This window comes from Haemophilus paraphrohaemolyticus, from assembly GCF_002015045.1.
GTDB classification, from domain to species: domain Bacteria; phylum Pseudomonadota; class Gammaproteobacteria; order Enterobacterales; family Pasteurellaceae; genus Haemophilus_A; species Haemophilus_A paraphrohaemolyticus.
Map to the genome: position 1 here is coordinate 182,795 of NZ_MUXX01000012.1, position 24,633 is coordinate 207,427.

At 41.4% G+C, this 24,633-nt stretch carries 21 protein-coding genes and 1 riboswitch; of the genes, 11 read left to right on the forward strand and 10 right to left on the reverse strand.

From position 1 onward, the window contains the following. Window position 1 precedes the first annotated feature (1 nt). Together purR and metX are read right to left on the reverse strand one after the other, a co-directional pair. Entirely contained in the window at window positions 2-1,012 is a 1,011-nt protein-coding gene (purR, locus tag B0184_RS06535; protein ID WP_005708862.1) for an HTH-type transcriptional repressor PurR, read from the reverse strand. A 100-nt stretch (window positions 1,013-1,112) separates the two neighbouring features. Next, the gene (gene metX / locus B0184_RS06540; protein ID WP_005708742.1) at window positions 1,113-2,183 is read right to left on the reverse strand and encodes a homoserine O-acetyltransferase MetX; all 1,071 of its coding nucleotides are present in this window, start codon (window positions 2,181-2,183) and stop codon (window positions 1,113-1,115) included. 190 nt (window positions 2,184-2,373) lie between these two features. Here metX and B0184_RS06545 point away from each other — a divergent pair, with 190 nt between their 5' ends. After that, window positions 2,374-3,078: a SanA/YdcF family protein gene (locus B0184_RS06545; protein ID WP_005708781.1), complete on the forward strand. Its 705-nt coding sequence runs from the start codon at window positions 2,374-2,376 to the stop codon at window positions 3,076-3,078. A gap of 37 nt (window positions 3,079-3,115) precedes the next feature. Here the strand turns inward: B0184_RS06545 and rluD are convergent, their stop codons facing one another. Beyond that, window positions 3,116-4,093: a 23S rRNA pseudouridine(1911/1915/1917) synthase RluD gene (rluD, locus tag B0184_RS06550; RefSeq protein WP_005708870.1), complete on the reverse strand. Its 978-nt coding sequence runs from the start codon at window positions 4,091-4,093 to the stop codon at window positions 3,116-3,118. 161 nt (window positions 4,094-4,254) lie between these two features. Here rluD and B0184_RS06555 point away from each other — a divergent pair, with 161 nt between their 5' ends. The 6 genes from B0184_RS06555 to B0184_RS06580 all read left to right on the forward strand — a co-directional run bounded on the left by B0184_RS06555 (window position 4,255) and on the right by B0184_RS06580 (window position 10,317). Further along, on the forward strand, window positions 4,255-5,034 hold the full coding sequence (locus B0184_RS06555) for an outer membrane protein assembly factor BamD (protein WP_005708799.1): 780 nt from the start codon (window positions 4,255-4,257) through the stop codon (window positions 5,032-5,034). A gap of 67 nt (window positions 5,035-5,101) precedes the next feature. Then, a complete protein-coding gene (gene tsaD / locus B0184_RS06560; RefSeq protein WP_005708733.1) occupies window positions 5,102-6,130 on the forward strand; it encodes a tRNA (adenosine(37)-N6)-threonylcarbamoyltransferase complex transferase subunit TsaD in 1,029 nt (342 codons plus the stop codon). A 38-nt stretch (window positions 6,131-6,168) separates the two neighbouring features. Continuing rightward, window positions 6,169-6,957, forward strand: coding sequence for a glycosyltransferase family 25 protein (locus tag B0184_RS06565; RefSeq protein ID WP_005708822.1), 789 nt, complete (start codon window positions 6,169-6,171; stop codon window positions 6,955-6,957). A gap of 9 nt (window positions 6,958-6,966) precedes the next feature. Then, window positions 6,967-7,278, forward strand: a complete 312-nt coding sequence (cyaY, locus tag B0184_RS06570) for an iron donor protein CyaY (protein WP_005708735.1) — start codon at window positions 6,967-6,969, stop codon at window positions 7,276-7,278. Between the two features lie 48 nt (window positions 7,279-7,326). After that, a complete protein-coding gene (recQ, locus tag B0184_RS06575; protein WP_005708718.1) occupies window positions 7,327-9,132 on the forward strand; it encodes an ATP-dependent DNA helicase RecQ in 1,806 nt (601 codons plus the stop codon). Between the two features lie 99 nt (window positions 9,133-9,231). Next, window positions 9,232-10,317 (forward strand): 5-methyltetrahydropteroyltriglutamate--homocysteine S-methyltransferase, encoded by a 1,086-nt coding sequence (locus B0184_RS06580; RefSeq protein ID WP_005708875.1) that lies wholly within the window; start codon window positions 9,232-9,234, stop codon window positions 10,315-10,317. A 145-nt stretch (window positions 10,318-10,462) separates the two neighbouring features. On the opposite strand, the gene B0184_RS06585 is transcribed toward B0184_RS06580, so the two are convergent. Then, window positions 10,463-10,945 (reverse strand): Dps family protein, encoded by a 483-nt coding sequence (locus B0184_RS06585; RefSeq protein ID WP_005708724.1) that lies wholly within the window; start codon window positions 10,943-10,945, stop codon window positions 10,463-10,465. Window positions 10,946-11,250: 305 nt separating this feature from the next. On the opposite strand from B0184_RS06585, the gene cdd reads away from it, so the two are divergent. The 3 genes from cdd (at window position 11,251) to rho (ending at window position 14,647) form a co-directional block, all read left to right on the forward strand. Continuing rightward, complete coding sequence (gene cdd / locus B0184_RS06590) at window positions 11,251-12,129, forward strand: cytidine deaminase (protein WP_005708803.1); 879 nt, start codon at window positions 11,251-11,253, stop codon at window positions 12,127-12,129. Between the two features lie 107 nt (window positions 12,130-12,236). After that, window positions 12,237-13,187: a cysteine synthase A gene (gene cysK / locus B0184_RS06595; protein ID WP_005708712.1), complete on the forward strand. Its 951-nt coding sequence runs from the start codon at window positions 12,237-12,239 to the stop codon at window positions 13,185-13,187. Window positions 13,188-13,384: 197 nt separating this feature from the next. Continuing rightward, window positions 13,385-14,647, forward strand: coding sequence for a transcription termination factor Rho (gene rho / locus B0184_RS06600; protein WP_005708792.1), 1,263 nt, complete (start codon window positions 13,385-13,387; stop codon window positions 14,645-14,647). 60 nt (window positions 14,648-14,707) lie between these two features. Here the strand turns inward: rho and ribH are convergent, their stop codons facing one another. The 5 genes from ribH to ribD form a co-directional block, all read right to left on the reverse strand. Continuing rightward, window positions 14,708-15,169 (reverse strand): 6,7-dimethyl-8-ribityllumazine synthase, encoded by a 462-nt coding sequence (gene ribH / locus B0184_RS06605; protein ID WP_005708850.1) that lies wholly within the window; start codon window positions 15,167-15,169, stop codon window positions 14,708-14,710. Window positions 15,170-15,315: 146 nt separating this feature from the next. Next, a complete protein-coding gene (locus B0184_RS06610; RefSeq protein ID WP_005708868.1) occupies window positions 15,316-16,515 on the reverse strand; it encodes a bifunctional 3,4-dihydroxy-2-butanone-4-phosphate synthase/GTP cyclohydrolase II in 1,200 nt (399 codons plus the stop codon). 26 nt (window positions 16,516-16,541) lie between these two features. Then, window positions 16,542-17,084: a cysteine hydrolase family protein gene (locus B0184_RS06615; RefSeq protein ID WP_005708773.1), complete on the reverse strand. Its 543-nt coding sequence runs from the start codon at window positions 17,082-17,084 to the stop codon at window positions 16,542-16,544. A gap of 9 nt (window positions 17,085-17,093) precedes the next feature. Continuing rightward, window positions 17,094-17,741, reverse strand: a complete 648-nt coding sequence (gene ribE, locus B0184_RS06620; protein WP_005708694.1) for a riboflavin synthase — start codon at window positions 17,739-17,741, stop codon at window positions 17,094-17,096. Continuing rightward, a complete protein-coding gene (gene ribD, locus B0184_RS06625) occupies window positions 17,741-18,826 on the reverse strand; it encodes a bifunctional diaminohydroxyphosphoribosylaminopyrimidine deaminase/5-amino-6-(5-phosphoribosylamino)uracil reductase RibD (RefSeq protein ID WP_005708727.1) in 1,086 nt (361 codons plus the stop codon). The genes ribE and ribD overlap by 1 nt, the downstream gene beginning before the upstream one ends. Before the next feature lie 175 nt (window positions 18,827-19,001). Next, window positions 19,002-19,125, reverse strand: a riboswitch (FMN riboswitch). Window positions 19,126-19,277: 152 nt separating this feature from the next. On the opposite strand from ribD, the gene lon reads away from it, so the two are divergent. Continuing rightward, window positions 19,278-21,680, forward strand: a complete 2,403-nt coding sequence (gene lon / locus B0184_RS06630; RefSeq protein ID WP_005708780.1) for an endopeptidase La — start codon at window positions 19,278-19,280, stop codon at window positions 21,678-21,680. Window positions 21,681-21,796: 116 nt separating this feature from the next. On the opposite strand, the gene uvrA is transcribed toward lon, so the two are convergent. After that, window positions 21,797-24,625, reverse strand: a complete 2,829-nt coding sequence (uvrA, locus tag B0184_RS06635) for an excinuclease ABC subunit UvrA (protein WP_005708897.1) — start codon at window positions 24,623-24,625, stop codon at window positions 21,797-21,799. Window positions 24,626-24,633: the final 8 nt, after the last annotated feature.

Genomic DNA, 24,633 nt, shown 5'->3' on the forward strand with positions numbered 1-24,633 from the left:
CTCATTTATTTATGTTTTTGACAGAATGGCGTTTCACTAACTCAGGGTGAAACTCAAGTGTTTGTGGTAAAGCTGCCGTTTCTTCTTTCTTAATTCGCTCTAATAACAGATCCAACGCCTTAGTGCCTAATCGCGATTTCGATTGATGTACGGTCGTTAATGGGGGGGCATAAAAACGCGAATTGTGAATGTTATCGTAGCCGATAATGGAAATATCATTCGGTACAGAAAGTCCCCGTTCGGTAATCGCTGAGATTGCTCCCAACGCCATCACATCATTAAAACAGAAAATCGCAGTGGGCAATTCTTCCAAGCGGAACAGATTATTCATACATTCGTAGCCATCTTCTGGTTCAAAATCGCCTTCGACAACCCATTTGTCTTCAATAGGTAAACCCGCATCATTCATCGCTTTTAAAAAACCTTCAAAGCGGGTTCTAGCGGTCGTTTTTTCTAGATTTCCTGCAATCACACCAATTTTTTTATGGCCGTTTTCAATTAAATGCTGAGTCGCCAAATAACCGCCTTCGAAGCTATTATCTAAGATTCGATCGCTTTTTCCATCGTGTGTGCCCCAATCCATGACTACCATTGGTACGTTTGTGCCATTAAATAGTGCAAGTGATTTTTCGGTATATTCGGAACACATAACTAAAATGCCATCTACGCGTTTTTTGATCAACATATCCAAGTGGTTTTGGATTTTTTCTGGGTTATTTTGCGTGTTGCACAAAAAAAGCGAGTAGCCTTGACGGTAACAATATTCTTCCACCGCAAGCACAATCTCTGCGAAGAATGGAGCTTCGCTTGTGGTAATAATCATCCCGATAGATTTGGTGGTGTTTACTTTTAAACTACGCGCCACAGCGCTTGGGGAGTAGTTGAGGGCTTGCACTGCATCCCACACCGCTTTAGTGGTATCCTCCGCCACAAAACGGGTTTTGTTGATGACGTGTGAAACGGTTGTGGTGGAAACCCCCGCGTATTTCGCTACATCTTTAATTGTCGCCATAATATTTGTCTCTAAAAATAAAAATTAACGCTCTATTATAGCGAAAATTTCCGATTTTAGTGATAGGAAAACGATTTCTTTACATAATTGACGATGTTGTTTATCTATTCAACGCCTGCTTAATCAATGGCTCAAAAAAGGCATAATCGACTAAAAACGAGTCGTGTCCAAAATTAGAGTTGAGCTCGTGATAGGTTAAATTTACGCCCGCATCTTGCAATTGCTGACGACTTTTTTGTACATCGCGTAATTTGAATAGCTGATCGCTGATAATCGCAATTAGGGTGTAATTCGCCTTAATTTTATCCAAAGCGGTATTTAAATTTGGATAATTAAATGCAGGATCATAGAGATCTAATGCACGCAATAAACGTAAGTAGCTGTTGGCATCAAAGCGATCTAAGAATTTCACACCTTGATAGCTTAAGTAAGATTCTACTTGAAAATGGTCGCCCCAAAATTGCCCATTTTGCTTGGTTTCACGTCCAAAGGCTTTTGCGAGCTGCACATCGGTTCGATAGGTAAGCATCCCTAGCATTCGAGCAATTTTTAAGCCGTTGTCGGGCGCAATGCCATCGTAATAATCACCGTTGTTATAATGCGGATCGTTAATGATTGCCTGGCGCATTACATGGTTAAAACCAATTGCTTCGGCACTCATTGAAAGCGAGGAGCAAATATTGATAACATTATCAAGAAAATCAGGGTAATCAATCGCCCATTGGGTGGCTTGCATCCCACCGAAAGAGCCGCCGATAACCGCGTGTAAGTGGGAAATGCCTAATGTATCAATCAAGGCTTTTTGAACTTTTACAATATCTTGAACCAAAATGAGAGGAAATTGGCTACCGTAAGGTTTTCCAGTACTAGGATTGAGTGAAGAGGGGCCCGTTGTGCCTTTGCAGCCACCAAGAACGTTTGAGCAGATAAAAAAGTATTTGTTGGTATCAAATGCAAGATTTGGGCCGATAAAATCTTGCCACCAGCCTTTATCCATACCAGAAAGAGCGGGTTCTGCATCGCCTGTCAGCGCGTGGCAGAGTAGTATTGCATTACTTTTTTCTGCATTTAATGTGCCATAGGTTTGATATGCCACTTGAATAGGCGAAAGTTCGCCACCGAGCGCTAATGAGAGAGGTTTATCCTCAAATAGTGTAATACTTTGTGCCATATAACCTTGATTTGCAAAATAAAGCAGAAATTTTACCGCTTGCGAGATGAAATATGCGTAAGGTAGCGAGAGCGAGGTAGTTTGTCAAGAAATTTTAGCCGTCTAAACGTCTGGAAAGCTAATCTATAACTTGTTATTTTAAAGTGAGTTCAATAAAATCGGTTTGAGCCGTTATAAATTGTGATTGATTATGTTTAACCTATTCCTAAATAACACTATTAAAGTCCATTTAGCTCTTCTTCAAAGAGCCTTTTGGGCTGCCTTAAAATGGGGATTTTGGCTGCTTATTGCACTAAGTTTTTTACTGATTGTAATTGATATCGCAACAAGCTACTGGGTACGAGATCGTATTTATACTGATGTCAATAAACTACCTCATTATCAGACGGCAGTAGTGCTTGGCACGGCGAAATATTACACCACAGGTGCACCCAATCTCTATTATAAATATCGGATTGAAACCGCACGTGATTTGATTAAACAAGGCAAAGTACAACAACTTTTAGTTAGTGGCGATAACAAAACGCCTTACTATAATGAACCTCGGGTAATGGCGAATGATCTCCGAAGACAAGGCGTACAAGCGGTGCAAATTCAACAAGATTTTGCAGGTTATCGTACATTGGACTCCATTATTCGAGCTGATAAAGTATTTCGATTACCGCCATTTGTGGTGGTTAGTCAGCGTTTTCACTGTGAACGAGCGATGTTTATAGCGAAAACACGAAATATTGATGCAGTTTGTTTTGTTGCCCAATATCCAGAAGGACATTTCAAAGTGCGAATAAGAGAATTTTTTGCACGAGCGGGAATGGTGTTGGATTATTTGTTAGATAGGCAGCCTGAGCGTTTAGAAGAAGTACCACAAAAATTAACTAAGAATAGTGAAAAATAAAGGCTTAATATTAATTTATTAAGCCTTTATTTTAGGATTAATAATCCAACTGATCCTTATACAACGCATAATCATCTTTTAAGGCTTGGATGAGCTCAACAAAATCCTCTGGTAGAGAAGCGTGCCATTCCATCAATTCGCCAGTGATTGGATGCTCTAAACGTAGCATTGCAGCGTGTAGTGCTTGGCGTTGGAATGAACGTAATACCGCCAAAAATTCTTCGCTTGCTCCTTTAGGAGGGCGGGGACGTCCGCCGTAAAGTTGGTCTCCTAAAAGAGGGTGAGCAATGTGTGCCATATGTACGCGGATTTGGTGTGTACGCCCTGTTTCCAAGCGTAAACGCAAACGGGTATAGTTGCGGAAACGCTCCATAATGCGGTAATGCGTGACTGCAGGTTTACCCATTGGATGTACTGCCATTGCGGTGCGTTTAGTTGGGTGGCGTGCCATTGGCTCATCAACCTTACCACCTTGAGTCATAATGCCACTCACAACCGCTTCATATTCACGGGTAATTTGACGTTTTTGCAGTGCTGTCACTAAATGGGTTTGAGCGGGAATATTTTTCGCCACCACCATTAAGCCTGTTGTATCTTTATCCAGACGGTGCACGATGCCCGCACGTGGCACTTCTGCAATCGGTGGGTAATGATAGAGCAGTGCATTTAATACTGTGCCATCTGGATTACCCGCACCAGGGTGAACAACTAAATCTTTAGGTTTATTGATCACAATAATATCGTCATCTTCATACACGATATTAAGTGGGATATTTTGCGGCTCGAAACGCACTTCCTCTTCAATTTCTGCCAATACTTCAATCAGTTCGCCACCAAAAACTTTTTCACGTGCTTTATTGACTACTTTGCCATTTACTTTTACTAAATCGTTTTCAATCCAAACTTTTAAACGTGAGCGTGAGTAATCTGGGAAAAGTTGTGCAAGTGCCTGATCAAGCCTTGCACCTAATAAATCGGCAGAAACCTCTGCAGTTAGCGTCATCTGTTGAACCATTTGTCCATTCCTATTTAATCTATTATCTATTGCTTATTTGTGAGCGTGTTATAAAATAAGGCAATTCGTACGAACTTAATGAAGTGCCTTTGGTCTATTGTAAGTATTGTACATTAACTTTTGATCTTAGACACTTTTTATCTCTTTAAGGTAATATTATTATGCGTAAATTTACTTCTCTTGCTTCGCTTATGTTAGCGGGTTTATTCGTTGTGGGTTGCTCAAATTCAAATAAAGAACTCGAAGAGGCATCAGCTCAAGATCTTTATAATAAAGGTCAAACTTACTTGCAAGATGGCGATTATAACTCAGCGATCCGCTATTTAGATGCCATTGGAGGAAAAGGCAATGCTCAAGGGCAATTTGGTGAACAAACGCAATTGAGCTTGATTTATGCACAATATAAAGTAGGCGAATATTATAAAGCATTAGATATTGCAGAACGTTTTGTGCGAGCTTACCCAAATAGTGCTCATACAGATTATGTATTCTATCTAGCAGCACTCTCAAATGCTCGTTTAGGCGACAATTTTATTCAGGATTTCTTTGGTGTAAACCGTGCCTCTCGCTCAATTGATGCGGTGCGTAACGCTTACGGTAGCTTCCAAACCATCGTGCGTGATTTTCCAAACAGCAAATATGCGCCAGAAGCACAACAATGGATGGGCTATTTGCTAAACCGTATGGCAGAACACGAACTTGAAGTGGTGAAATTCTACGACAAGCGTGATGCTTATGTGGCAATGACCAACCGTGTAGAAGAAATGATGCGTTTCTATCCTGATGCAAAAGCAACTGCTGAAGCCTTACCTTATATGAAAAAAGCATTTGAACAAATGGGCTTAAATGATTCAGCTCAGAAAGTGGAAACCTTGATTGAAGCAAATAAGGGCAAAGAGTATCCAAACGTAACCAAACCTGCTTACGGCGAACAGTTCTAATTTAATTTCATTTTAATTTTGCCACAGCGGCTCAATGCTTCTGTGGCTTTAGTATTTAAAGCATAGTATGAAAATTCTCGGCATTGAAACTTCTTGTGATGAAACAGGCGTTGCCATTTATGATGAAGAAAAAGGCTTAATTGCCAACCAGCTTTACAGCCAAATTGAGATGCACGCAGACTACGGCGGCGTGGTGCCAGAATTGGCTTCACGTGATCATATCCGCAAAACCGTGCCACTGATAGAAGCTGCATTAAAAGAAGCAAATTTGACCGCTTGCGAGATTGATGGCGTGGCTTATACCGCAGGCCCGGGCTTAGTTGGTGCGCTATTAGTAGGAGCAACTATAGCCCGTTCGCTTGCCTATGCGTGGAGCGTCCCCGCACTCGGCGTACATCATATGGAAGGGCATCTACTCGCTCCAATGTTGGAAGAGACCCCGCCAGAATTTCCTTTTGTCGCACTACTTATTTCAGGCGGACATACACAATTAGTGAAAGTGGATGGTGTTGGGCAATATGAATTGCTTGGCGAATCTATCGATGATGCTGCGGGTGAAGCCTTTGATAAAACAGGTAAACTGCTTGGATTGGATTATCCAGCTGGTGTGGCAGTTTCAACATTAGCGGAAAAAGGCACGCCAAATCGCTTTGTTTTTCCACGCCCAATGACGGATCGTCCTGGCTTAGACTTTAGCTTTTCAGGCTTAAAAACGTTTGCCGCAAACACCATTAATACCAATTTGGATGAGAACGGTAAATTAGACGACGAAACCCGTTGCGACATCGCTCACGCCTTCCAACAAGCGGTGGTCGATACCATCATCATCAAATGCAAACGAGCCTTACAACAAACAGGCTATAAACGCTTAGTGATGGCGGGCGGTGTGAGTGCAAATAAACAGCTCCGTGCCGATTTAGCCGAAATGATGAAATCCCTTGTCGGAGAGGTTTACTACCCTCGACCGCAATTTTGTACTGACAACGGTGCGATGATTGCTTACACAGGCTTCCTTCGCTTAAAACATGGTGAGCAAACCGATTTAAGTGTGAGTGTAAAACCTCGTTGGGCAATGACGGAATTACCAAGTTTGTAAGCGGTCGAATTTTTAGAAAAATTTGTAAATGGTAATTTATGCAAAATATACAACACAATTATGTAATTAGTTTAACAACAGCAACTGATCGAAGAGAGCATATTACCAAAGAATTTGGTAAGCAAAATATTACCTTTGAATTTTTTGATGCTATTACCCCAAATAATTTAGAATTAAAAGCGAAAGAATTAGGCATTGATATTTCTAATAGCCCTCTTACTAAAGGAGAAATAGCTTGTGCATTAAGCCATATCGCTTTATATTTTTTAGCTAAAGAAAAAGAGCTTGATTACATTTGTATTTTTGAAGATGACATCTATTTAGGTGAGAATGCTAATTTATTACTAAATAATAACTATATTGATGATAATGTTGACATTGTGAAAATTGAGAAAAATTTTGATACTGTTATATTATCTGTTTTTTCTATTAAAGAATACCTAGGTAGAAAATTTTATAAATTAACCAAATCAAATTCTGGAACTGGAGGCTATATTGTTACTAAAAAAGGAATCGATTTTTTAGTTAAAAATATAAAGGAAATTAAAGATATTGAGATAGATAATTTATTATTTAAGCAACTTTTACTAAAAAAAGAATATACTGTATGGCAAATGCAACCTGCAGTATGTATCCAAGATTGCCTATTAAATCCTCAAACATCTAGTTTTGGTGTTATGGGAGGAGAAGGTGGTGAAAGAGATCAAAGAAGGGATAAGAAAAATAAAAAGAAATTACCACTTATTATTAGATTAGTAAAAGAAGTTAAACGCCCATTTGCAAAATTAAATAAAAAATTTTTTGGTAAAAAAGCTTATTTTAAATAAGGAATAAAAATGAACGTAGCACAATTTCACCAATTAGTTGAACAAACGTGGGACAAAATCGAAGAAAAAATTGATGATGAAGGTTTATCGGTTGATGCCGAAATTCAAGGGGCAGTTTGTACTTTAACTTTCGATGACGATTCACAAATTATCATCAACAAACAAGAAGCAATGCTTGAACTTTGGCTTGCAAGTAAACTGGGCGGCTTCCATTTCAAATATCTTGATGATGAATGGAAAACCGCTGAAGGACGTTCTTTCTGGCAGCATCTAGAAGAAGCATTCGCAAGACATGGGGAAGAGGTTAAATTTACTTCTTAATTCGTAGGGAGGGCTTTAGCCCNNGGGCTAAAGCCCTCCCTACATTCAATGCAACCATATTCCACCCCACAAACCGTACTACAAAACGTATTTGGTTATCAGCAATTTCGTCAAGGTCAGCAAGAGGTGATTGAATCCACGCTTGCGGGCAAGGACACGTTTGTTATTATGACCACTGGCGGTGGAAAATCGTTATGCTATCAAGTGCCAGCCCTCTGTTTAGAAGGGATTACCCTTGTGATTTCGCCGCTGATTTCATTGATGAAAGATCAAGTTGATCAGCTTCTTACAAACGGCATTGAAGCCGCTTATCTCAACTCAACCCAAACGCTTGAAGAACAGCGAGCCGTTGAGCAAAAAGCCTTAAATGGGCAGCTTAAATTGCTCTATCTTTCGCCCGAAAAAGTGATGACCCAAGGTTTCTATCACTTTATTTCTCATTGCAAAATCAGCTTTATTGCGGTTGACGAAGCCCACTGTGTTTCACAATGGGGGCACGATTTCCGTCCTGAATACACTCTTTTGGGCAATTTGCGAAATACTTTTCCAAATATACCGCTTATGGCACTCACCGCCACGGCAGACCCAACCACGCGTGCGGATATTTTGCACCATCTTCGCTTAAACGACCCGCACACTTATTTGGGTAGTTTTGACCGTCCGAACATTCGCTACACCGTGCAAGAAAAATTCAAGCCAATGGAACAGTTAGCAAAATTTATCGCAGGGCAAAAAGGCAAGAGTGGGATTGTCTATTGTAACAGCCGCAAAAAAGTGGAAGAGATTACCGAGAAACTGAGTGCCAGAAACATTTCCGTGATGGGCTACCACGCGGGTATGAGCGTGCAACAGCGGGAAACGGTACAGAATGCCTTTCAACGCGACAACATTCAAGTGGTGGTAGCGACCATTGCTTTTGGAATGGGGATTAACAAATCCAATGTCCGTTTCGTGGTGCATTTTGACTTGCCGAGAAGTATTGAATCTTACTATCAAGAAACGGGGCGTGCTGGACGTGATGATTTGCCTTCACAAGCGGTAATGTTTTACGACCCAGCAGATTATGCGTGGCTGCAAAAAATGCTGTTGGAAGAACCCGAAAGCGAGCAACGCGATATTAAACAACACAAATTACAAGCCATTGGTGCATTTGCTGAATCACAAATTTGCCGTCGCTTGGTTCTGCTCAACTATTTTGGCGAATCTCGTCAAGAACCGTGCAAAAACTGCGATATTTGCCTCGATCCACCGCGTAAATATGATGGGCTAGTTGATGCACAAAAAGTGATGTCGGTGATTTATCGCACAGGGCAAGCATTCGGAATGCACTACATTATTTCTGTGCTACGTGGCTTAAATCATCAAAAAATCCGCCAATATGGACACGACCAACTGAGCGTTTATGGGATCGGAAAAAGCCAAAGCCAAGATTATTGGGTAAGTGTGATTCGTCAGCTGATTCATTTAGGCTTAATTAAGCAAAACATTGTGAATAATTCAGCCTTGCAACTTACCGAAGAGGCACGCCCTGTATTACGTTCAGAAGTGAAGTTGGAATTGGCAACGCCTCGTTTAACTTTCTCAGCTTCTGCATATAGCCAGAAACAAGCTACTGCCCGCTACGACAAAGATTTATTTGCTCGCTTACGTTTCTTACGCAAACAGATTGCCGACAAAGAGAATATTCCGCCTTACGTAGTGTTCAACGATGCGACTCTCGAAGAAATGGCACAATTCACACCAACTACAAAAGCGGAGATGTTAGACATTAACGGCGTGGGTGAACGAAAATTAGAACGTTTTGGCGATGCTTTTATGAACTTAATTCAGTCGCATTTGGCGGCTAGGCAGTAAGCGGTGAAATTTTGTTACTAATTTGTGAAAAAGCGAAAGACTTTCTGGTAAATTTATTGCAAAATCTTACCGCTTATTTTATTAAAGAAGGAAGTGAAAATGACTAAAAAATTACCATTACATGCTGACACTGTTGGCTCTTATTTACGTTCTGATTCTTGGAAACAAGCTCACGCTGATTACAAGGCAGGCAAAATCTCGCTTGAAGCACGCGATGCAATTGTAGAACAAGAAGTGCGTAAATTAGTGGCAGCTCAACTTGAAGCAGGTATTCAAGTAGTTACCGATGGCGAATATCACCGTTCTTGGTGGCACATTGATTTCTTAGAAAACTTAAATGGTATTGAAGGTTATGTGCCAGAAAAAGCCTATGCATTCAAAGGTGTGGAAGTCCGCCCTTACAATACTCGCTGCTGTGGCAAAGTTTCTTGGAATCCAAATCACCCATTTATTGAGCATTTCAAAAAATTTAACGCAATCGTTGATGGTCGTGCGGTCGCAAAATTTACCATCCCAAGCCCTAACCAATTAATGTACCCAGTGCAATGGGATCACGGTGTGTATGCAACTCGCGAAGAATTTGCCAAAGATGTACAACAAGCTTATAAAGAAGCCATCAAAGCATTCTACGAAGCAGGTTGTCGCTACTTACAAATTGATGATGTGTATTGGGGCTCACTCTGTAACAATCACGCACAACCAACTTTTGAAGCTGATAAAGCCCAAGCAGTTGCGAACGTGCAAGCGATTCTTGCAGACAAACCTGCTGATATGATTATTACTACTCACGTTTGCCGTGGTAACTACAAATCGTCTTACTTATTAACGGGTGCCTATGATCCAGTGGCAGATAGCTTATTTGGTCAAACTAGCTACGATGGTTATTTCTTAGAGTATGATGATGAACGTTCAGGCGGTTTTGAGCCGTTAAAACATTTTGCGAACAACAAAGGTCGCGTGGTGTTAGGTTTAATCAGTTCAAAATTCCCAGAGTTGGAAGATAAAGAAGCCATCAAAGCACGTATTCAAGAGGCGGCAAAATATGTGCCACTTGAGCAACTTTGTTTAAGCCCGCAATGTGGTTTCGCTTCAACCGAAGAAGGTAACGTGATGACTGAAGCTCAACAATGGGCAAAAGTTCGCCACGTTGAAGAGATTGCCAAAGAAGTTTGGGTCGAAGATTAATTTTCCCATTTCATAGAAAAAATAACCGCTTATAGAGTATTCTATAAGCGGTTATTTTTATTTGTTCTATATGTCTCTTCTTTTCAAAAATTGAGAAAGGCTAACAGCTCTCACTGTTAGCCTTTGATTTATTTAATGATTAAAATTAAGCGTGGCAAGTTTGGCAAGCTGCTTGGAACATCCACACTAATTTTTCTTGCTCTTTGATGTAGTCACTCATTTGAGAATTTGTGCCTTCATCACCTGCTTCGCCTGCAAGTTCAAGAATTTCACGTTGTTGTTCAAGTAACACTTTTAAGCCTGCTAAAGTGCCAGATAAGCACGCTTGAGCACTGTTTACCGCAATGTCTTCTTGAATACGTGACACTTTTAAGTATTGGCTATATGCGTTATTTGGTGTGTAACCTAAAGTTAAGATACGCTCTGCGACTTCATCCACTTTCGTGATTAAATCTGTATAAATTTCTTCAAATTTAGCGTGTAATTCAAAGAAATTCACACCTTTGATATTCCAGTGATAACCACGCACGTTAGTATAGAACACTTGATAGCTTGCTAATAAATCATTTAATTTTGAAGCTAATTCTGCTGATGCAACTTTATCTAAACCGATTGATGTTTTTGACATAATTTGTTCCCTCTTTATGTAATGTTAAAAAATAAATCAAGGAGCCTTTGCTCTTTGTGCTGATAAGTATATGCCTTTCATTTAACAGATACAAATTACTTCACTCAATAAAATATATAGATAACACCTATCTGTTAATTACTTGTTAAAGTTTATGTCTATCAAACTTGTTCTTTAAATGTGATCGGGTTCACAGATTTCAAGATTGCTTGAGCGTAAAAAAGCGAACTTCTCGCAATAAAAACAAATTTCTGCTTTAATAACAATCGGTTAGATTTTAAATATTTTTACATTAGGAGAGATTTATGCAAAATGCTATTGTGCAAACGTTATCGGAAAATAGACCGCTGGATCAGGCTCTTCTTCACATGTTAAGCCATCAAAATTGGGAGGGGTTCCTTTCTCATCAACAAGTTCAGCAATTATGCCAGCAATTTAAGCTAGCCCCTTTAGCTCTGTCAATGCAACTTTTACCTGTTGCTGCTTGTTATAGCCATACCGACATTTCACATTTTCATGTTGGGGCGATTGCCATTGGCGAGCATGGCGATTTTTATTTTGGTGCGAACCAAGAATTTTCGAATGTAGAAATTCAGCAGACCATTCATGCTGAACAAAGTGCGATTAGTCATGCTTGGCTTCGAGGAGAAAAACGGATCACTGATATGGTTGTCAATTACACACCTTGTGGTCATTGTCGTCAATTTATGAATGAACTCTACCAAGCTGAAAAGATTTCCATTCACCTACCATATAGCCAACATAACCCACTGCATCGTTATTTGCCTGATGCTTTTGGACCAAAAGATTTAGATATTCATACGTTATTACTTAATCAAGAAAATCACCAACTTGATGAAAATCATCCTGACAATCTGGTTCAACAAGCTATCGGAGCAGCAAATCAAGCACACTGCCCTTATTCAAATAGCCCACATGGTGTTGCCATTTTGTTTAGAAATGGGACGATAATAACAGGGCGTTATGCAGAAAATGCTGCATTTAATCCGAGCCTTCCTGCCCTGCAAACAGCGCTAAATTATGCTTATCTTAATAACTTAGATTTAGCTGAAATTGAACGCATTGTATTGGCGGAAAAATCAATAAAACTCAGTTATAAGGGAATGTCAGAACAATTATTGACAACGATTTCAGAAGTAAAATTAGAATATATCCCACTTTAGTTAATATTCTTTTTAGTTATATGAAATGATTTTTAACCACTACACTTTTATCTAAAATGGCGTATGCTTACCCCAACTTTAACCTAATTCAAAATAAGGAATTTCCCATGACAATTTATGCAGACAACTCATACACCATTGGTAACACACCACTTGTTCGTTTAAAGCATTTCGGCAATAACGGCAATTTGGTAGTAAAAGTAGAATCACGTAACCCGAGCTTTAGCGTGAAATGCCGTATTGGGGCGAATATGGTATGGCAAGCGGAGAAAGATGGCATCTTAACCAAAGGCAAAGAAATCGTAGATGCAACCAGTGGTAACACAGGAATTGCACTTGCTTATGTGGCAGCTGCGCGCGGTTATAAAATTACTTTAACCATGCCTGAAACCATGAGCCTTGAGCGTAAGCGTTTATTACGTGGTTTAGGCGTAAATCTTGTATTAACCGAGGGGGCAAAAGGGATGAAAGGGGCGATTGCAAAAGCTGAAGAAATTGTGGCAAGCGATCCAAATCATTATGTAATGTTAAAACAGTTTGAAAATCCAGCGAATCCAGCGATTCACCAACAAACGACAGGCCCTGAAATTTGGAATGCGACTGAAGGTAAAGTAGATGTTATCGTGGCGGGCGTCGGCACGGGCGGTACAATTACAGGGATTTCTCGCCATATCAAACAAGATCAAGGTAAACAGATTATTTCTGTTGCTGTTGAGCCGAAAGAGAGTCCAGTAATTACGCAAACCTTAAATGGCGAAGAAGTGAAACCAGGTCCTCACAAAATTCAAGGTATCGGTGCAGGTTTCATTCCAAAAAATTTAGATTTAAGTTTAATTGATCGTGTAGAACAAGTTTCAAGCGATGAAGCGATTGCAACTGCACGTCGTTTAATGGCAGAAGAAGGGATTTTAGTCGGCATTTCATCAGGTGCTGCAGTGGCTGCTGCGAATCGCTTAGCACAACAACCAGAATTTGCGGATAAACTGATTGTCGCCATTTTACCATCTGCCTCAGAGCGTTACTTAAGTACAGCGTTATTTGAAGGTATTGAGGTTTAAATTCATATTTAGGAGATGCTAGTAAAGTATTGGCATCTCTTTTTATATTTATAAGCGGTCTAAAACTAGAAAAAATTTGCAATTTCTTACTATTTGGAGTATTCTTCGCAAGTCAAATTTATAGCAGGATGCTATATCTCTCATAGTAATATGATGTCCAATCTTCTTTATTTTTAACTTATCAAATCAAAATTCCTATGCATCTTACTCAGTTAAAAAATACCCCAGTTTCGGAGCTTGTCGAAATTGGTGAAAACCAAATGGGTTTAGAAAATTTAGCCCGTTTACGCAAGCAAGATATTGTTTTCGCTATTCTTAAACAACACGCAAAAAGTGGCGAAGATATTTTTGGTCAAGGCGTGTTAGAAATCTTACCAGATGGCTTCGGTTTCTTACGTTCAGCAGATAGTTCTTACTTGGCTGGCCCTGACGATATTTATGTTTCGCCAAGCCAAATCCGCCGTTTTAACTTACAAACGGGGGACAAAATTGAAGGTAAAATTCGTCCGCCTAAAGAAGGTGAACGTTATTTTGCACTACTCAAAGTAGATCTTGTCAATGATGACAAGCCAGAAGTTTCTCGTAGCAAAATCCTTTTCGAAAACTTAACCCCCCTTCATGCTAACTCTCGTTTACGTATGGAACGTGGTAATGGCTCAACGGAAGATTTAACCGCTCGTATCTTAGATTTGGCTGCACCAATCGGTAAAGGTCAGCGTGCGTTGATCGTAGCGCCACCAAAAGCGGGTAAAACGGTCCTTCTGCAAAATATTGCACAAAGCATTACCCATAATTACCCAGAGTGTGAGTTAATCGTGTTATTGATTGACGAGCGCCCTGAAGAGGTAACAGAAATGCAACGTACCGTGCGTGGAGAAGTGATCGCTTCAACTTTTGATGAACCTGCAACCCGCCACGTTCAAGTTGCGGAAATGGTAATTGAAAAAGCAAAACGCGCAGTTGAACACAAAAAAGATGTAGTGATTTTATTGGACTCTATCACGCGTCTTGCTCGTGCTTACAATACCGTGACACCTGTTTCAGGCAAAATCCTGTCAGGTGGTGTAGACGCTAACGCTTTACATCGTCCAAAACGTTTCTTCGGTGCAGCTCGTAATGTTGAAGAGGGGGGGAGCTTAACGATTATCGCAACAGCTCTTGTAGACACTGGCTCGAAAATGGACGAGGTTATTTTCGAAGAGTTTAAGGGAACAGGTAATATGGAACTGCATCTTTCTCGTAAAATTGCAGAACGTCGTATTTTCCCAGCAATTGAATTTAACCGTTCTGGTACACGTAAAGATGATCTATTAATGAGCCCAGAAGAGCACCAAAAAACGTGGATGTTGCGTAAAGTGCTTAACCCTATGGGTGAAGTGGAAGCTATGGAATGGTTAATTGATAAACTAGGCGTTGCAAAAACTAACGAGGAGTTTTTCGAGATTATGAAGCGCTCATAACCTCTATCATTTAGAAAAAATTAAGGGCTGTGATTAAACAGCCCTTTCTTATACCTAAAATTAAAGTGCTCTTAACACATTTACCATCTCTACCGCACCTAAAGCACATTCAGCCCCTTTGTTGCCTGCTTTTGTGCCTGCACGCTCAATCGCTTGCTCAATGCTTTCAGTGGTTAATACGCCGAACATTACTGGCACGCCAGTTTGTAATGCCACTGCACCAATGCCTTTTGCCGCTTCGTTACAAACGTAGTCGTAGTGGGTAGTTGAACCACGAATAACTGTCCCTAAACAGATCACAGCATCATATTTACCACTTTCTGCCATTTTTTTTGCCACTAGTGGAATTTCAAACGCACCTGGTACCCATACGGTGTCGATGTCTTCTTCTGCTGCACCGTGACGCACTAAAGCATCTACTGCACCGCTTAATAATTTGTCATTGATGAAATCGTTGAAACGAGCCGTTACGATACCGAATTTAATGCCCGTTGCCACTAGGTTACCTGTAATTTTTGCCATTTAGATGTTCCTTGTTGAAATAAAAATAAACCATTTGTAGGGGGTGTGGATTGGAGATCCACGCATGCTTTGCAAAACATATAGAAAATTATACCGCTTGCGAGCATGGATTTCTCAAATTCACACACCATACATTTTTTCTCTTATTAAAAATTAAACATATGCCCCATTTTGACTTGTTTAACTTTCAAGTAATCAATATCGTTTTTGTTGGGTTCGACTATAATCGGTTCACGGGAAATAATGTTCATTCCTTGCTCTTTTAAGCCTTCGATTTTCGCTGGATTATTGGTTAATAAACGAATGGATTTCACGCCGAGATTTTGTAGCATTTGTGCACCAATATAGTATTCTCGCTCATCCTCTTTGAAACCTAATGCCACATTTGCTTCAACCGTGTCCATCCCTTTATCTTGCAATTCGTAAGCTCGCAGTTTGTTGATTAAGCCAATGCCACGCCCTTCTTGGCGAAGATAAAGCACCACACCTCGCCCTTCTTTTTCGATTTGGGTCATGGCTGCGGCGAATTGTTGCCCGCAATCGCAGCGTTGCGAGCCAAATGCATCGCCGGTTAAACATTCCGAGTGAATGCGGGTGAGCACGTTTTTACCATCGGCAATATCGCCTTTCACTAAGGCAACGTGTTCTTTACCCGAAATAATTTCTACAAAGCTGTGTGCCATAAATTCGCCATATTTGGTTGGCATTTTTACCACAGAAACTTGTTTGACTAAACAGTCATGTTTACGGCGATACTCTTGCAGCTGGGCAATAGTAATAAATGGCATATTGTGTTTAGTGGAGAACTTTTGCAGATCAGGCATTGTCATCATTGTGCCATCTTCAGCCATAATTTCGCAGCATAAGCCTGCGGGTTTTAAGCCTGCAAGACGAGCTAAATCGACTGTCGCTTCAGTGTGACCATTACGCACCAACACACCGCCATCTTTCGCGATCAGAGGGAACATATGCCCTGGGCGGCGGAAATCAGTCGCTTTCGCATTGTCATCCATCATTTTTAACACGGTTAATGAACGCTCAAAGGCTGAAATGCCCGTGCTTGTATCGATGTGGTCAATCGTCACCGTGAAAGCTGTTTCGTGATTGTCGGTGTTTTTGGTCACCATCGGGTGCAAGTCTAATTTGCTGGCTAATTCTTGCGAAATTGGCGTGCAAATCAAGCCCTTACCGTGTGTTGCCATAAAATTGATATTTTCAGGTGTTGCGAACTCTGCCGCACAGATAAAATCGCCTTCATTTTCGCGATCTTCATCATCTGTTACTAAAATAATTTTACCTTCAGCAATCGCTTTGAGGGCTTCTTCTACGGTTGAAAATTGGAACATAATCTTTCTCTCTTTTTAATCTAACGTTAAACCACGCTATCAATCAATTCTTGGGTGGATAAAATCAACGCAAATTCTTCGTTTAACGTTGCAATGTTGATTTTATGAACTTGGTCGGCATCAATTTCCTCACCATCTGGCATTTTTAATGGGAAGGAAGCGGTCGCATTTTCAATCAGTTTTACCAAAAAGCCGTAATTGGCTGCCATTCTGGTCGTGGTAGAAACACAATGCGGTAAAGTTAACCCCGCAATCGCTAACTCCGTAATACCTTGGCTTTTCAAATAATCTAGCAACGCTGTGCCGATAAATGCGCTATTTACCTTTTTCTGAAAAACAGGTTCATTGGCTAATGGTTCAAACCCAGCTTGAAATGCCTGCGTTTCACCTTGATAAAACAGCGAATTTAGGTTATCTGAAACGTGCTGAATATGAATAACCTTTCGTTTTTTTACACGAAAATGTTGCAACAATCGCAACATGTTTTGCTCTGCATTCGGATTGTTCCGCTTGCCCCATTTCGGGTCGAAAAAGGCATTTTGCACATCAATCAACATCAAGGCTTGCATTTTGTTTCCTTAAAACCCTGCATTTTTCAGAAAATCAACCGTTAATTGGCTTGGTGGATTTTCAGGTTCTTTTTTCAGTAAAAACTGCTCAATATATTTTCCGACAATGTCGTTCTCTAAATTCACTAGGCTGCCGATTTTTTTCGAGCCTAAATTCGTTTCTTTGATCGTATGCGGAATAATCGACACGCGGAACGAGGTTTCATCGGTATCGACCACCGTCAAGCTAATTCCATCAATGGTAATTGAGCCTTTTTCGATAATATAACGCATCAATTTCGGGGTGGTTTGAATGCGATACCATATAGAATTATGGGCTGGTTTAATTTCCATAACTTCGCCTGTGCCGTCAATATGCCCTGAAACGATATGCCCACCAAAACGCCCATTTGCCGCCATTGCCCGCTCTAAATTCACGGGGCTACTTGGTTTAAGTTCACCGAGAGAAGTGCGTTTTAAGGTTTCGGACATCACGTCTGCGGTGAATTGGCTTTCGTTAAATGAAGTCACGGTTAAGCACACACCATTCACTGCAATGCTATCGCCTAAATGCACGTCTTGTAGCACTTTACTGGCTTGAATGGTTACTACCGCAAACTCACCTTGTTTGTTGATTTGCGTAATTTTTCCCACTTCTTCGATAATGCCTGTAAACATCATTCCACCTCATAATCAATCAAAATATCTTCTCCAACCATTTCCACTGAAATCAGCTTCAACTTCACGGCTTGGGATAAATCACCAATTCCCTCGCCACCAATCGGTGTTTTTGCCTGTTTGCCACCGACCAATTTCGGGGCAATGTAACAATGCACACGGTTTACCACGCCACTTTCTAAAGCACTGAAATTAAGGCTGGAACCGCCTTCAATCAAAAGGCTGTCGATCTGCATTTCGCCGAGCTTTTGCAAAAGATCGTCTAAATCCACCTGCTTGTTTTTCGCTTTACAAACCAGCACTTCTACGCCAAGCGGTCGATATTGTTCAATCTTTTGCAAATCCTCACAAACTGTCGCAATCACCGTACGATATTCATTCGCTGTTTGCACAAGCTGGCAATCTAACGGCGTGCGTAATTGACTGTCGCACACTACGCGAACGGGCTGTCTGGCATTCGGTATTCGGGAATTCAGCATCGGGTTATCCGCTAACACGGTTTCTACACCGACCATAATCGCACTATATTGATGGCGAGTTTCCTGCACTTTAGCGCGAGCTGTTTCGCCCGTAATCCACTTCGATTCACCCGTGCTGGTCGCGATTTTGCCGTCAGCAGTCATTGCATATTTCAGCAGTACATAAGGGCGTTTGGTTTGAATGTAGTGGAAAAAAATCGGGTTGAGTTTATCGCACTCTTCACGCATAAAATCTTCCACTACTTCCACGCCAGCTGTTCGCAACTGCTTTACTCCTTTACCAGACACTAACGGATTCGGATCGCGAGAGCCGATAAAGACTTTTTTAATTCCACGTTCAATCAATAAATTGGAACAAGGCGGTGTACGCCCGTGATGACAACAAGGTTCTAACGTCACATATGCGGTTGCCCCGGTGATATCAGCATTGCTATTTAAAATCGCATTGCGTTCAGCGTGCCAGCCCCCGATTTTTTCGTGGTAGCCTTCGGCAACAATTTTGCCATTTTTGACAATCACACAACCGACTAATGGATTTGGACTTGTCCAACCTCTGCCACGTTCGGCAAGGTTGATAGCACGTTGCATATATTTAATATCAGTCATACATTATATTTATAAAATAGATTTGTAGGGGGCACATGCCCTCTTTATTCAAGGCAGGATTAGACGTGTACAACACGCCTCTACAATGCTAGATAGAAATAAAAGCCTTGAAATCTCACGATCTCAAGGCTTGCAAAAAAGACATAGAAAACCACCGCTTGCACGGGGTTGTTTTTACGCTCTTCTTCCATCCAGACTATACTGTCGGTACTGGAGTTTCACCAGTTCCTGCCAAGTGTTTTGCTTAGCTCGCGGACTTTACCGCCGATCGGGAATTTCACCCTGCCCTGAAGATTTATAAATTACTAAGGATTTTGCTCGTATTTAGCAAGAATGTCAAGCCGTATGTTATTCATTGCACTTATTGAAAAAGTTAATAAAATCCCCTTGTTTTTCCATTTTTAAGCCTCATAATGAGAAATTATTTTGAAGTCAAAGAGAGAGCAAATTTATGGCGCCAAGAAAAAAGAAAACTATTGCATTGCCACTTTTGCCACTACGTGATGTAGTGGTGTTCCCGAATATGGTAATGCCATTATTCGTTGGGCGTGAAAAGTCGGTACTTGCACTGCGTGCTGCGATGGATGCGAACAAGCAGCTGTTTCTTGTTACCCAAAAAGATCCGCGAAATGAAAATCCGACATTAGATGATATTTATGACATTGGTGTAACGGCAAACATTATCCAGATGCTAAACCTGCCAGATGGTACGGTAAAAGTGTTAGTGGAAGGTCAAACTCGTGCAAAAATTGAGAAAGCTCACGATGATGAATCGGGTTTTTGGTCGGAATTAAGTGTGATTGAAACAACGGATAATGTTGAATCTGAAGAGTTAGATGCACTGGCGAAAACTACTTTTGCCGAGTTCGAAAATTACGTTAAAAATAACAAAAAGATTCCTGCTGAGATTTTAGTTAAATTACAAAAAATTACCGATCAAGAACGTTTAGTTGATACGATTTCAGCCAATCTTTTAACGCCGGTTGCGAAAAAACAAGAGCTTTTAGAAGAAAGTAGCTTGCTCAAACGTTTTGAAACCTTATTGATCGCAATGGCAACCGAACTTGATTCAATGCAGATGGATAGCCGTATTCGTGCTCGTGTAAAAGAGCAGATGGAAAAAAATCAGCGTGATTACTATCTAAACGAGCAAATCAAAGCGATCCAAAAAGAGCTAGGCAATAACGAAGATGTTGAGCAGAGCGAGCTAGATAAACTTAAAGCGAAAATTGATGAAGCTAAATTGCCTGCCGAAGTATTGGAAAAAACCGAAGCGGAATTTAAAAAGCTCAAAGTGATGCCACAAAGCTCGTCTGAAGCGGCAGTTATTCGAGGTTATATCGACTGGATTTTACAAATGCCGTGGCATAAAAAATCGGCGGTTAAAAAGGATTTAGCGAAAGCCCAAGAGGTTTTAGATAAAGATCATTACGGCTTAGAGCGTGTGAAAGAACGCATCGTGGAATATCTTGCGGTGCAAAGCCGTTTGAACAAGTTAAAAGGCCCAATTCTCTGTTTGGTCGGTCCACCTGGGGTGGGGAAAACCTCGCTTGGTCAATCCATTGCAAATGCAACGGGGCGTAAATATGTGCGTATGGCGTTAGGTGGCGTGCGTGATGAGGCAGAAATTCGCGGGCATCGTCGTACTTACATCGGCTCAATGCCTGGCTCATTGATGATGAAAATGGCAAAAGTAGGCGTGAAAAATCCGCTCTTCTTGCTCGATGAAATTGACAAAATGGCACAAGATATGCGTGGCGACCCTGCTTCTGCATTATTGGAAGTGTTAGATCCAGAACAAAACAAAGCGTTCAACGATCACTATTTAGAAGTGGATTATGATTTGTCTGATGTGATGTTCGTTGCAACTTCGAACTCAATGAACATTCCGCCTGCGTTATTAGACCGTATGGAAGTCATTCGTCTTTCAGGTTATACCGAAGATGAAAAACTACACATTGCACGTGAGCATCTAATTGCGAAACAGCAAGAAAACAACGGCTTGAAACAAGGTGAATTGACCATTGAAGATAGTGCAATTATGAGCATTATTCGCTACTATACCCGTGAAGCGGGTGTGCGTAACCTTGAGCGTGAAATTGCTAAAATCTGCCGTAAAGCCGTGAAAGCACTGGTGTTGGATAAAAAATTAAAATCTATTACCGTGAACGAAGATAACATTACCGATTACCTCGGCGTGAAACGTTTTGACTACGGCAAAATGGACAACCAAAACCGCATTGGTGAGGTGACAGGTTTAGCGTGGACAGAAGTGGGTGGTGATTTGTTAACGATTGAAACTGCCTCTGTACCAGGCAAAGGCAAATTCTCTTACACTGGCTCATTGGGCGATGTGATGAAAGAGTCTATCCAAGCGGCAATGATGGTAGTACGTGCGCGTGCCGATAAACTTGGCATTGCAGACGACTTCCACGAGAAACGCGATATTCACGTTCACGTTCCAGATGGTGCAACGCCGAAAGATGGTCCAAGTGCAGGTATTGCAATGTGTACTGCGTTAATTTCGAGTCTCACAGGCAACCCTGTGCGTAAAGAAGTGGCAATGACAGGTGAAATCAGCTTGCGTGGTAAAGTGTTACCAATCGGTGGTTTAAAAGAGAAACTCTTGGCAGCACATCGTGGCGGTATTACTACCGTGATTATTCCAAAAGAGAACGAAAAAGACTTGGAAGAGATTCCAGCAAATGCGAAAGCTGCACTTTCGATTTACCCGGTGGAAACCATTGATGAAGTCTTGGCAATCGCTCTTGAAAATCCACCGCTTGGTATTGAAATTGTGCCGAGTAAAGCGGTAAAAGTGAAGAAAACAACGAGAGCGAAGGCGATTCAATAAGCTCTAAAGCAAAATCCCTCAATATCAGTTGATATTGAGGGATTTTAGGTCTCATAGGATGAGAAATGACATTGTAGAGATAAATTACTTACAATGCCATTTTTAATCTTTAAGTTCTATCTCTTCGCTAAAATTTCTTTTAAAAATCTTGCCGTATGCGATTTTTTATCTTTAGCGACTTGTTCTGGTGTGCCTGTGACAATAATTTGTCCACCGCCAGAACCGCCCTCTGGGCCTAAATCGACAATCCAGTCTGCAGTTTTAATCACATCTAAATTATGCTCAATCACCACAATCGTATTGCCTTGATCGCGCAGTTTATGCAGCACCGAAAGAAGCTGTTTAATATCAGCAAAATGTAAACCTGTAGTTGGTTCGTCCAAGATATAAAGCGTTTTGCCTGTATCGCGTTTGGAAAGCTCGGTTGCAAGTTTTACCCGCTGAGCCTCACCGCCCGAAAGCGTGGTTGAAGATTGCCCTAAACGAATGTAAGAAAGCCCTACATCCATTAAGGTTTGTAATTTTCGTGCAATGGCAGGAATCGCATCAAAGAACTCACGGGCTTCTTCTACCGTCATATCCAACACTTGATGGATCGTTTTGCCTTTATAACGAATTTCTAGTGTTTCACGGTTGTAGCGTTTTCCTTTACAATGGTCGCAAGGCACATACACATCTGGTAAGAAGTGCATTTCCACCTTAATTACACCATCACCTTGACACGCCTCACAGCGCCCACCACGCACATTAAAGCTGAAACGCCCAACGTTATAACCACGAGCACGAGCCTCTTGCGTGCCTGCAAACAACTCGCGAATTGGGGTGAATAAGCCTGTGTAAGTCGCAGGGTTTGAACGCGGGGTTCGTCCAATCGGGCTTTGGTCAATGTCGATGACTTTATCGAAATATGATAAGCCTTCAATGCTATCGTAAGGGGCAACATCGCTGCGTTCAGCTCGGTTTAATGCATTTTGTGCTAGTGGGAATAAGGTGTCGTTAATCAAGGTTGATTTACCTGAGCCCGAAACTCCCGTAATACAAGTGAACAAACCAACTGGCACATCTAACTGCACACCTTTAAGGTTATTACCTCTCGCCCCTTTTAAAGTCAGTACCTTGCTTGCATCATAAGGCATACGTTTTGCAGGAATTTCAATTTTCTGTTTGCCTGATAAGAATTGCCCCGTAAGCGACTCTTCCACCTGCATAATTTCTTCTGCTGTTCCCTGTGCAATAACATTACCGCCGTGTACCCCCGCACCAGGTCCAATATCTACGATATGATCCGCCGCACGAATAGCATCTTCATCATGCTCAACCACAATCACCGTATTGCCTAAATTACGCAGATGAATCAATGTGTTTAACAAACGTTCGTTGTCGCGTTGGTGCAAGCCTATGGAAGGCTCATCCAACACATACATCACACCCACTAAGCCTGCTCCAATTTGACTTGCCAAACGAATCCGTTGAGCCTCACCGCCCGAGAGCGTTTCTGCCGAACGAGAAAGCGAGAGATAATTCAAGCCAACATTGACAAGGAAAGACAAACGCTCACGAATTTCTTTGAGAATTTTCTCTGCAATTTTGGCTCGCTGACCTGAAAGTTCAAGTGCTTCGAAGAACTCCAACGCTTCGCCAATAGATTTCTCTGCTACCATCGGCAAGTTGGTTTTCTCTAAAAAAACATAACGAGCCTCACGGCGTAAGCGTGAACCACCGCAATCCAAACACGGGCGGTTGTTGATATATTTCGTCAACTCTTCCCGTACCGCATTCGATTCAGTTTCTTTATAGCGGCGAGCCATATTGTTTAACACGCCTTCGAATGCATGCTTACGTTTAATTTTATCGCCACGATCATTCACATAAACAAACTCAATTTCCTCTTTCGAGCCATTCAAAATGATGTTTTGGAATTTCTTGCTTAACTGGCTAAACGGGGCTTCTAGATCAAAATCGTAATGATACGCCACCGATTTCAACAAGCCAAAATAGTAGAAACTTCTGCGATCCCAGCCCTTAATTGCACCGCTTGCAAGCGATACATCAGGATTTTGCACCACTTTATTGGGGTCAAAAAACTGCTCTACGCCCAAACCATCACAAGTTGGGCATGCACCTGCTGGGTTGTTGAACGAGAACAAGCGAGGCTCTAGTTCGTGCAACGAATAACCACAATGCGGACAAGCAAATGAAGAAGAAAAAACCAACTCTTCTGCGGTTGGGGCGTCCATATCCGCAATCACTGCGGTTGAACCCGATAAATCTAATGCGGTTTCAAACGACTCTGCCAAGCGAGTTTTGATATCTTCACGTACTTTGAAGCGATCTACTACCACCTCGATAGTGTGTTTTTTCTGTAATTCTAACTTCGGCGGATCAGACAAGTCGCAAATTTCGCCATCAATACGAGCTCGAATGTAACCATTAGCAGTTAAATTTTCTAAAAGTTTTACGTGTTCGCCTTTGCGATCTTTAACCACCGGTGCAAGCAACATTAAACGTTTGCCCTCAGGCTCTTCTAATACGCGGTCAACCATTTGTGAAATGGTTTGAGCCGTGAGCGGAATATCGTGATCTGGGCAACGTGGTTCCCCCACACGTGCAAATAATAAACGCAAATAGTCGTGAATTTCGGTTACCGTGCCCACAGTTGAACGCGGGTTGTGGGAAGTAGATTTTTGCTCAATGGAAATTGCAGGCGAAAGCCCTTCGATATGATCCACATCAGGCTTTTCCATTAAAGAGAGGAATTGGCGAGCATAGGCAGAAAGGCTCTCCACATAGCGACGTTGCCCTTCAGCATAGAGCGTATCAAATGCCAAAGAAGACTTACCCGAACCAGACAAGCCAGTAATCACGATAAATTTATCTCGTGGTAAAATCAGATTGATATTTTTTAGGTTATGGGTTCTCGCCCCACGAATGTCGATTTGCTTCATACGATCCC

Bases quoted from the DNA above. Each gene is read 5' to 3' on its own strand.
- ribH (WP_005708850.1), bottom strand. From the start codon at position 15,169: ATGGCAAAAATTACAGGTAACCTAGTGGCAACGGGCATTAAATTCGGT.
- B0184_RS06565 (WP_005708822.1), top strand. From the start codon at position 6,169: ATGCAAAATATACAACACAATTATGTAATTAGTTTAACAACAGCAACT.
- lon (WP_005708780.1), top strand. From the start codon at position 19,278: ATGGCGCCAAGAAAAAAGAAAACTATTGCATTGCCACTTTTGCCACTA.
- ribD (WP_005708727.1), bottom strand. From the start codon at position 18,826: ATGACTGATATTAAATATATGCAACGTGCTATCAACCTTGCCGAACGT.
- uvrA (WP_005708897.1), bottom strand. From the start codon at position 24,625: ATGAAGCAAATCGACATTCGTGGGGCGAGAACCCATAACCTAAAAAAT.
- B0184_RS06580 (WP_005708875.1), top strand. From the start codon at position 9,232: ATGACTAAAAAATTACCATTACATGCTGACACTGTTGGCTCTTATTTA.
- cysK (WP_005708712.1), top strand. From the start codon at position 12,237: ATGACAATTTATGCAGACAACTCATACACCATTGGTAACACACCACTT.
- B0184_RS06545 (WP_005708781.1), top strand. From the start codon at position 2,374: ATGTTTAACCTATTCCTAAATAACACTATTAAAGTCCATTTAGCTCTT.
- B0184_RS06555 (WP_005708799.1), top strand. From the start codon at position 4,255: ATGCGTAAATTTACTTCTCTTGCTTCGCTTATGTTAGCGGGTTTATTC.
- rho (WP_005708792.1), top strand. From the start codon at position 13,385: ATGCATCTTACTCAGTTAAAAAATACCCCAGTTTCGGAGCTTGTCGAA.
- recQ (WP_005708718.1), top strand. From the start codon at position 7,327: ATGCAACCATATTCCACCCCACAAACCGTACTACAAAACGTATTTGGT.
- B0184_RS06610 (WP_005708868.1), bottom strand. From the start codon at position 16,515: ATGTTCCAATTTTCAACCGTAGAAGAAGCCCTCAAAGCGATTGCTGAA.
- cyaY (WP_005708735.1), top strand. From the start codon at position 6,967: ATGAACGTAGCACAATTTCACCAATTAGTTGAACAAACGTGGGACAAA.
- cdd (WP_005708803.1), top strand. From the start codon at position 11,251: ATGCAAAATGCTATTGTGCAAACGTTATCGGAAAATAGACCGCTGGAT.
- rluD (WP_005708870.1), bottom strand. From the start codon at position 4,093: ATGGTTCAACAGATGACGCTAACTGCAGAGGTTTCTGCCGATTTATTA.
- tsaD (WP_005708733.1), top strand. From the start codon at position 5,102: ATGAAAATTCTCGGCATTGAAACTTCTTGTGATGAAACAGGCGTTGCC.
- metX (WP_005708742.1), bottom strand. From the start codon at position 2,183: ATGGCACAAAGTATTACACTATTTGAGGATAAACCTCTCTCATTAGCG.
- purR (WP_005708862.1), bottom strand. From the start codon at position 1,012: ATGGCGACAATTAAAGATGTAGCGAAATACGCGGGGGTTTCCACCACA.
- B0184_RS06615 (WP_005708773.1), bottom strand. From the start codon at position 17,084: ATGCAAGCCTTGATGTTGATTGATGTGCAAAATGCCTTTTTCGACCCG.
- ribE (WP_005708694.1), bottom strand. From the start codon at position 17,741: ATGTTTACAGGCATTATCGAAGAAGTGGGAAAAATTACGCAAATCAAC.
- B0184_RS06585 (WP_005708724.1), bottom strand. From the start codon at position 10,945: ATGTCAAAAACATCAATCGGTTTAGATAAAGTTGCATCAGCAGAATTA.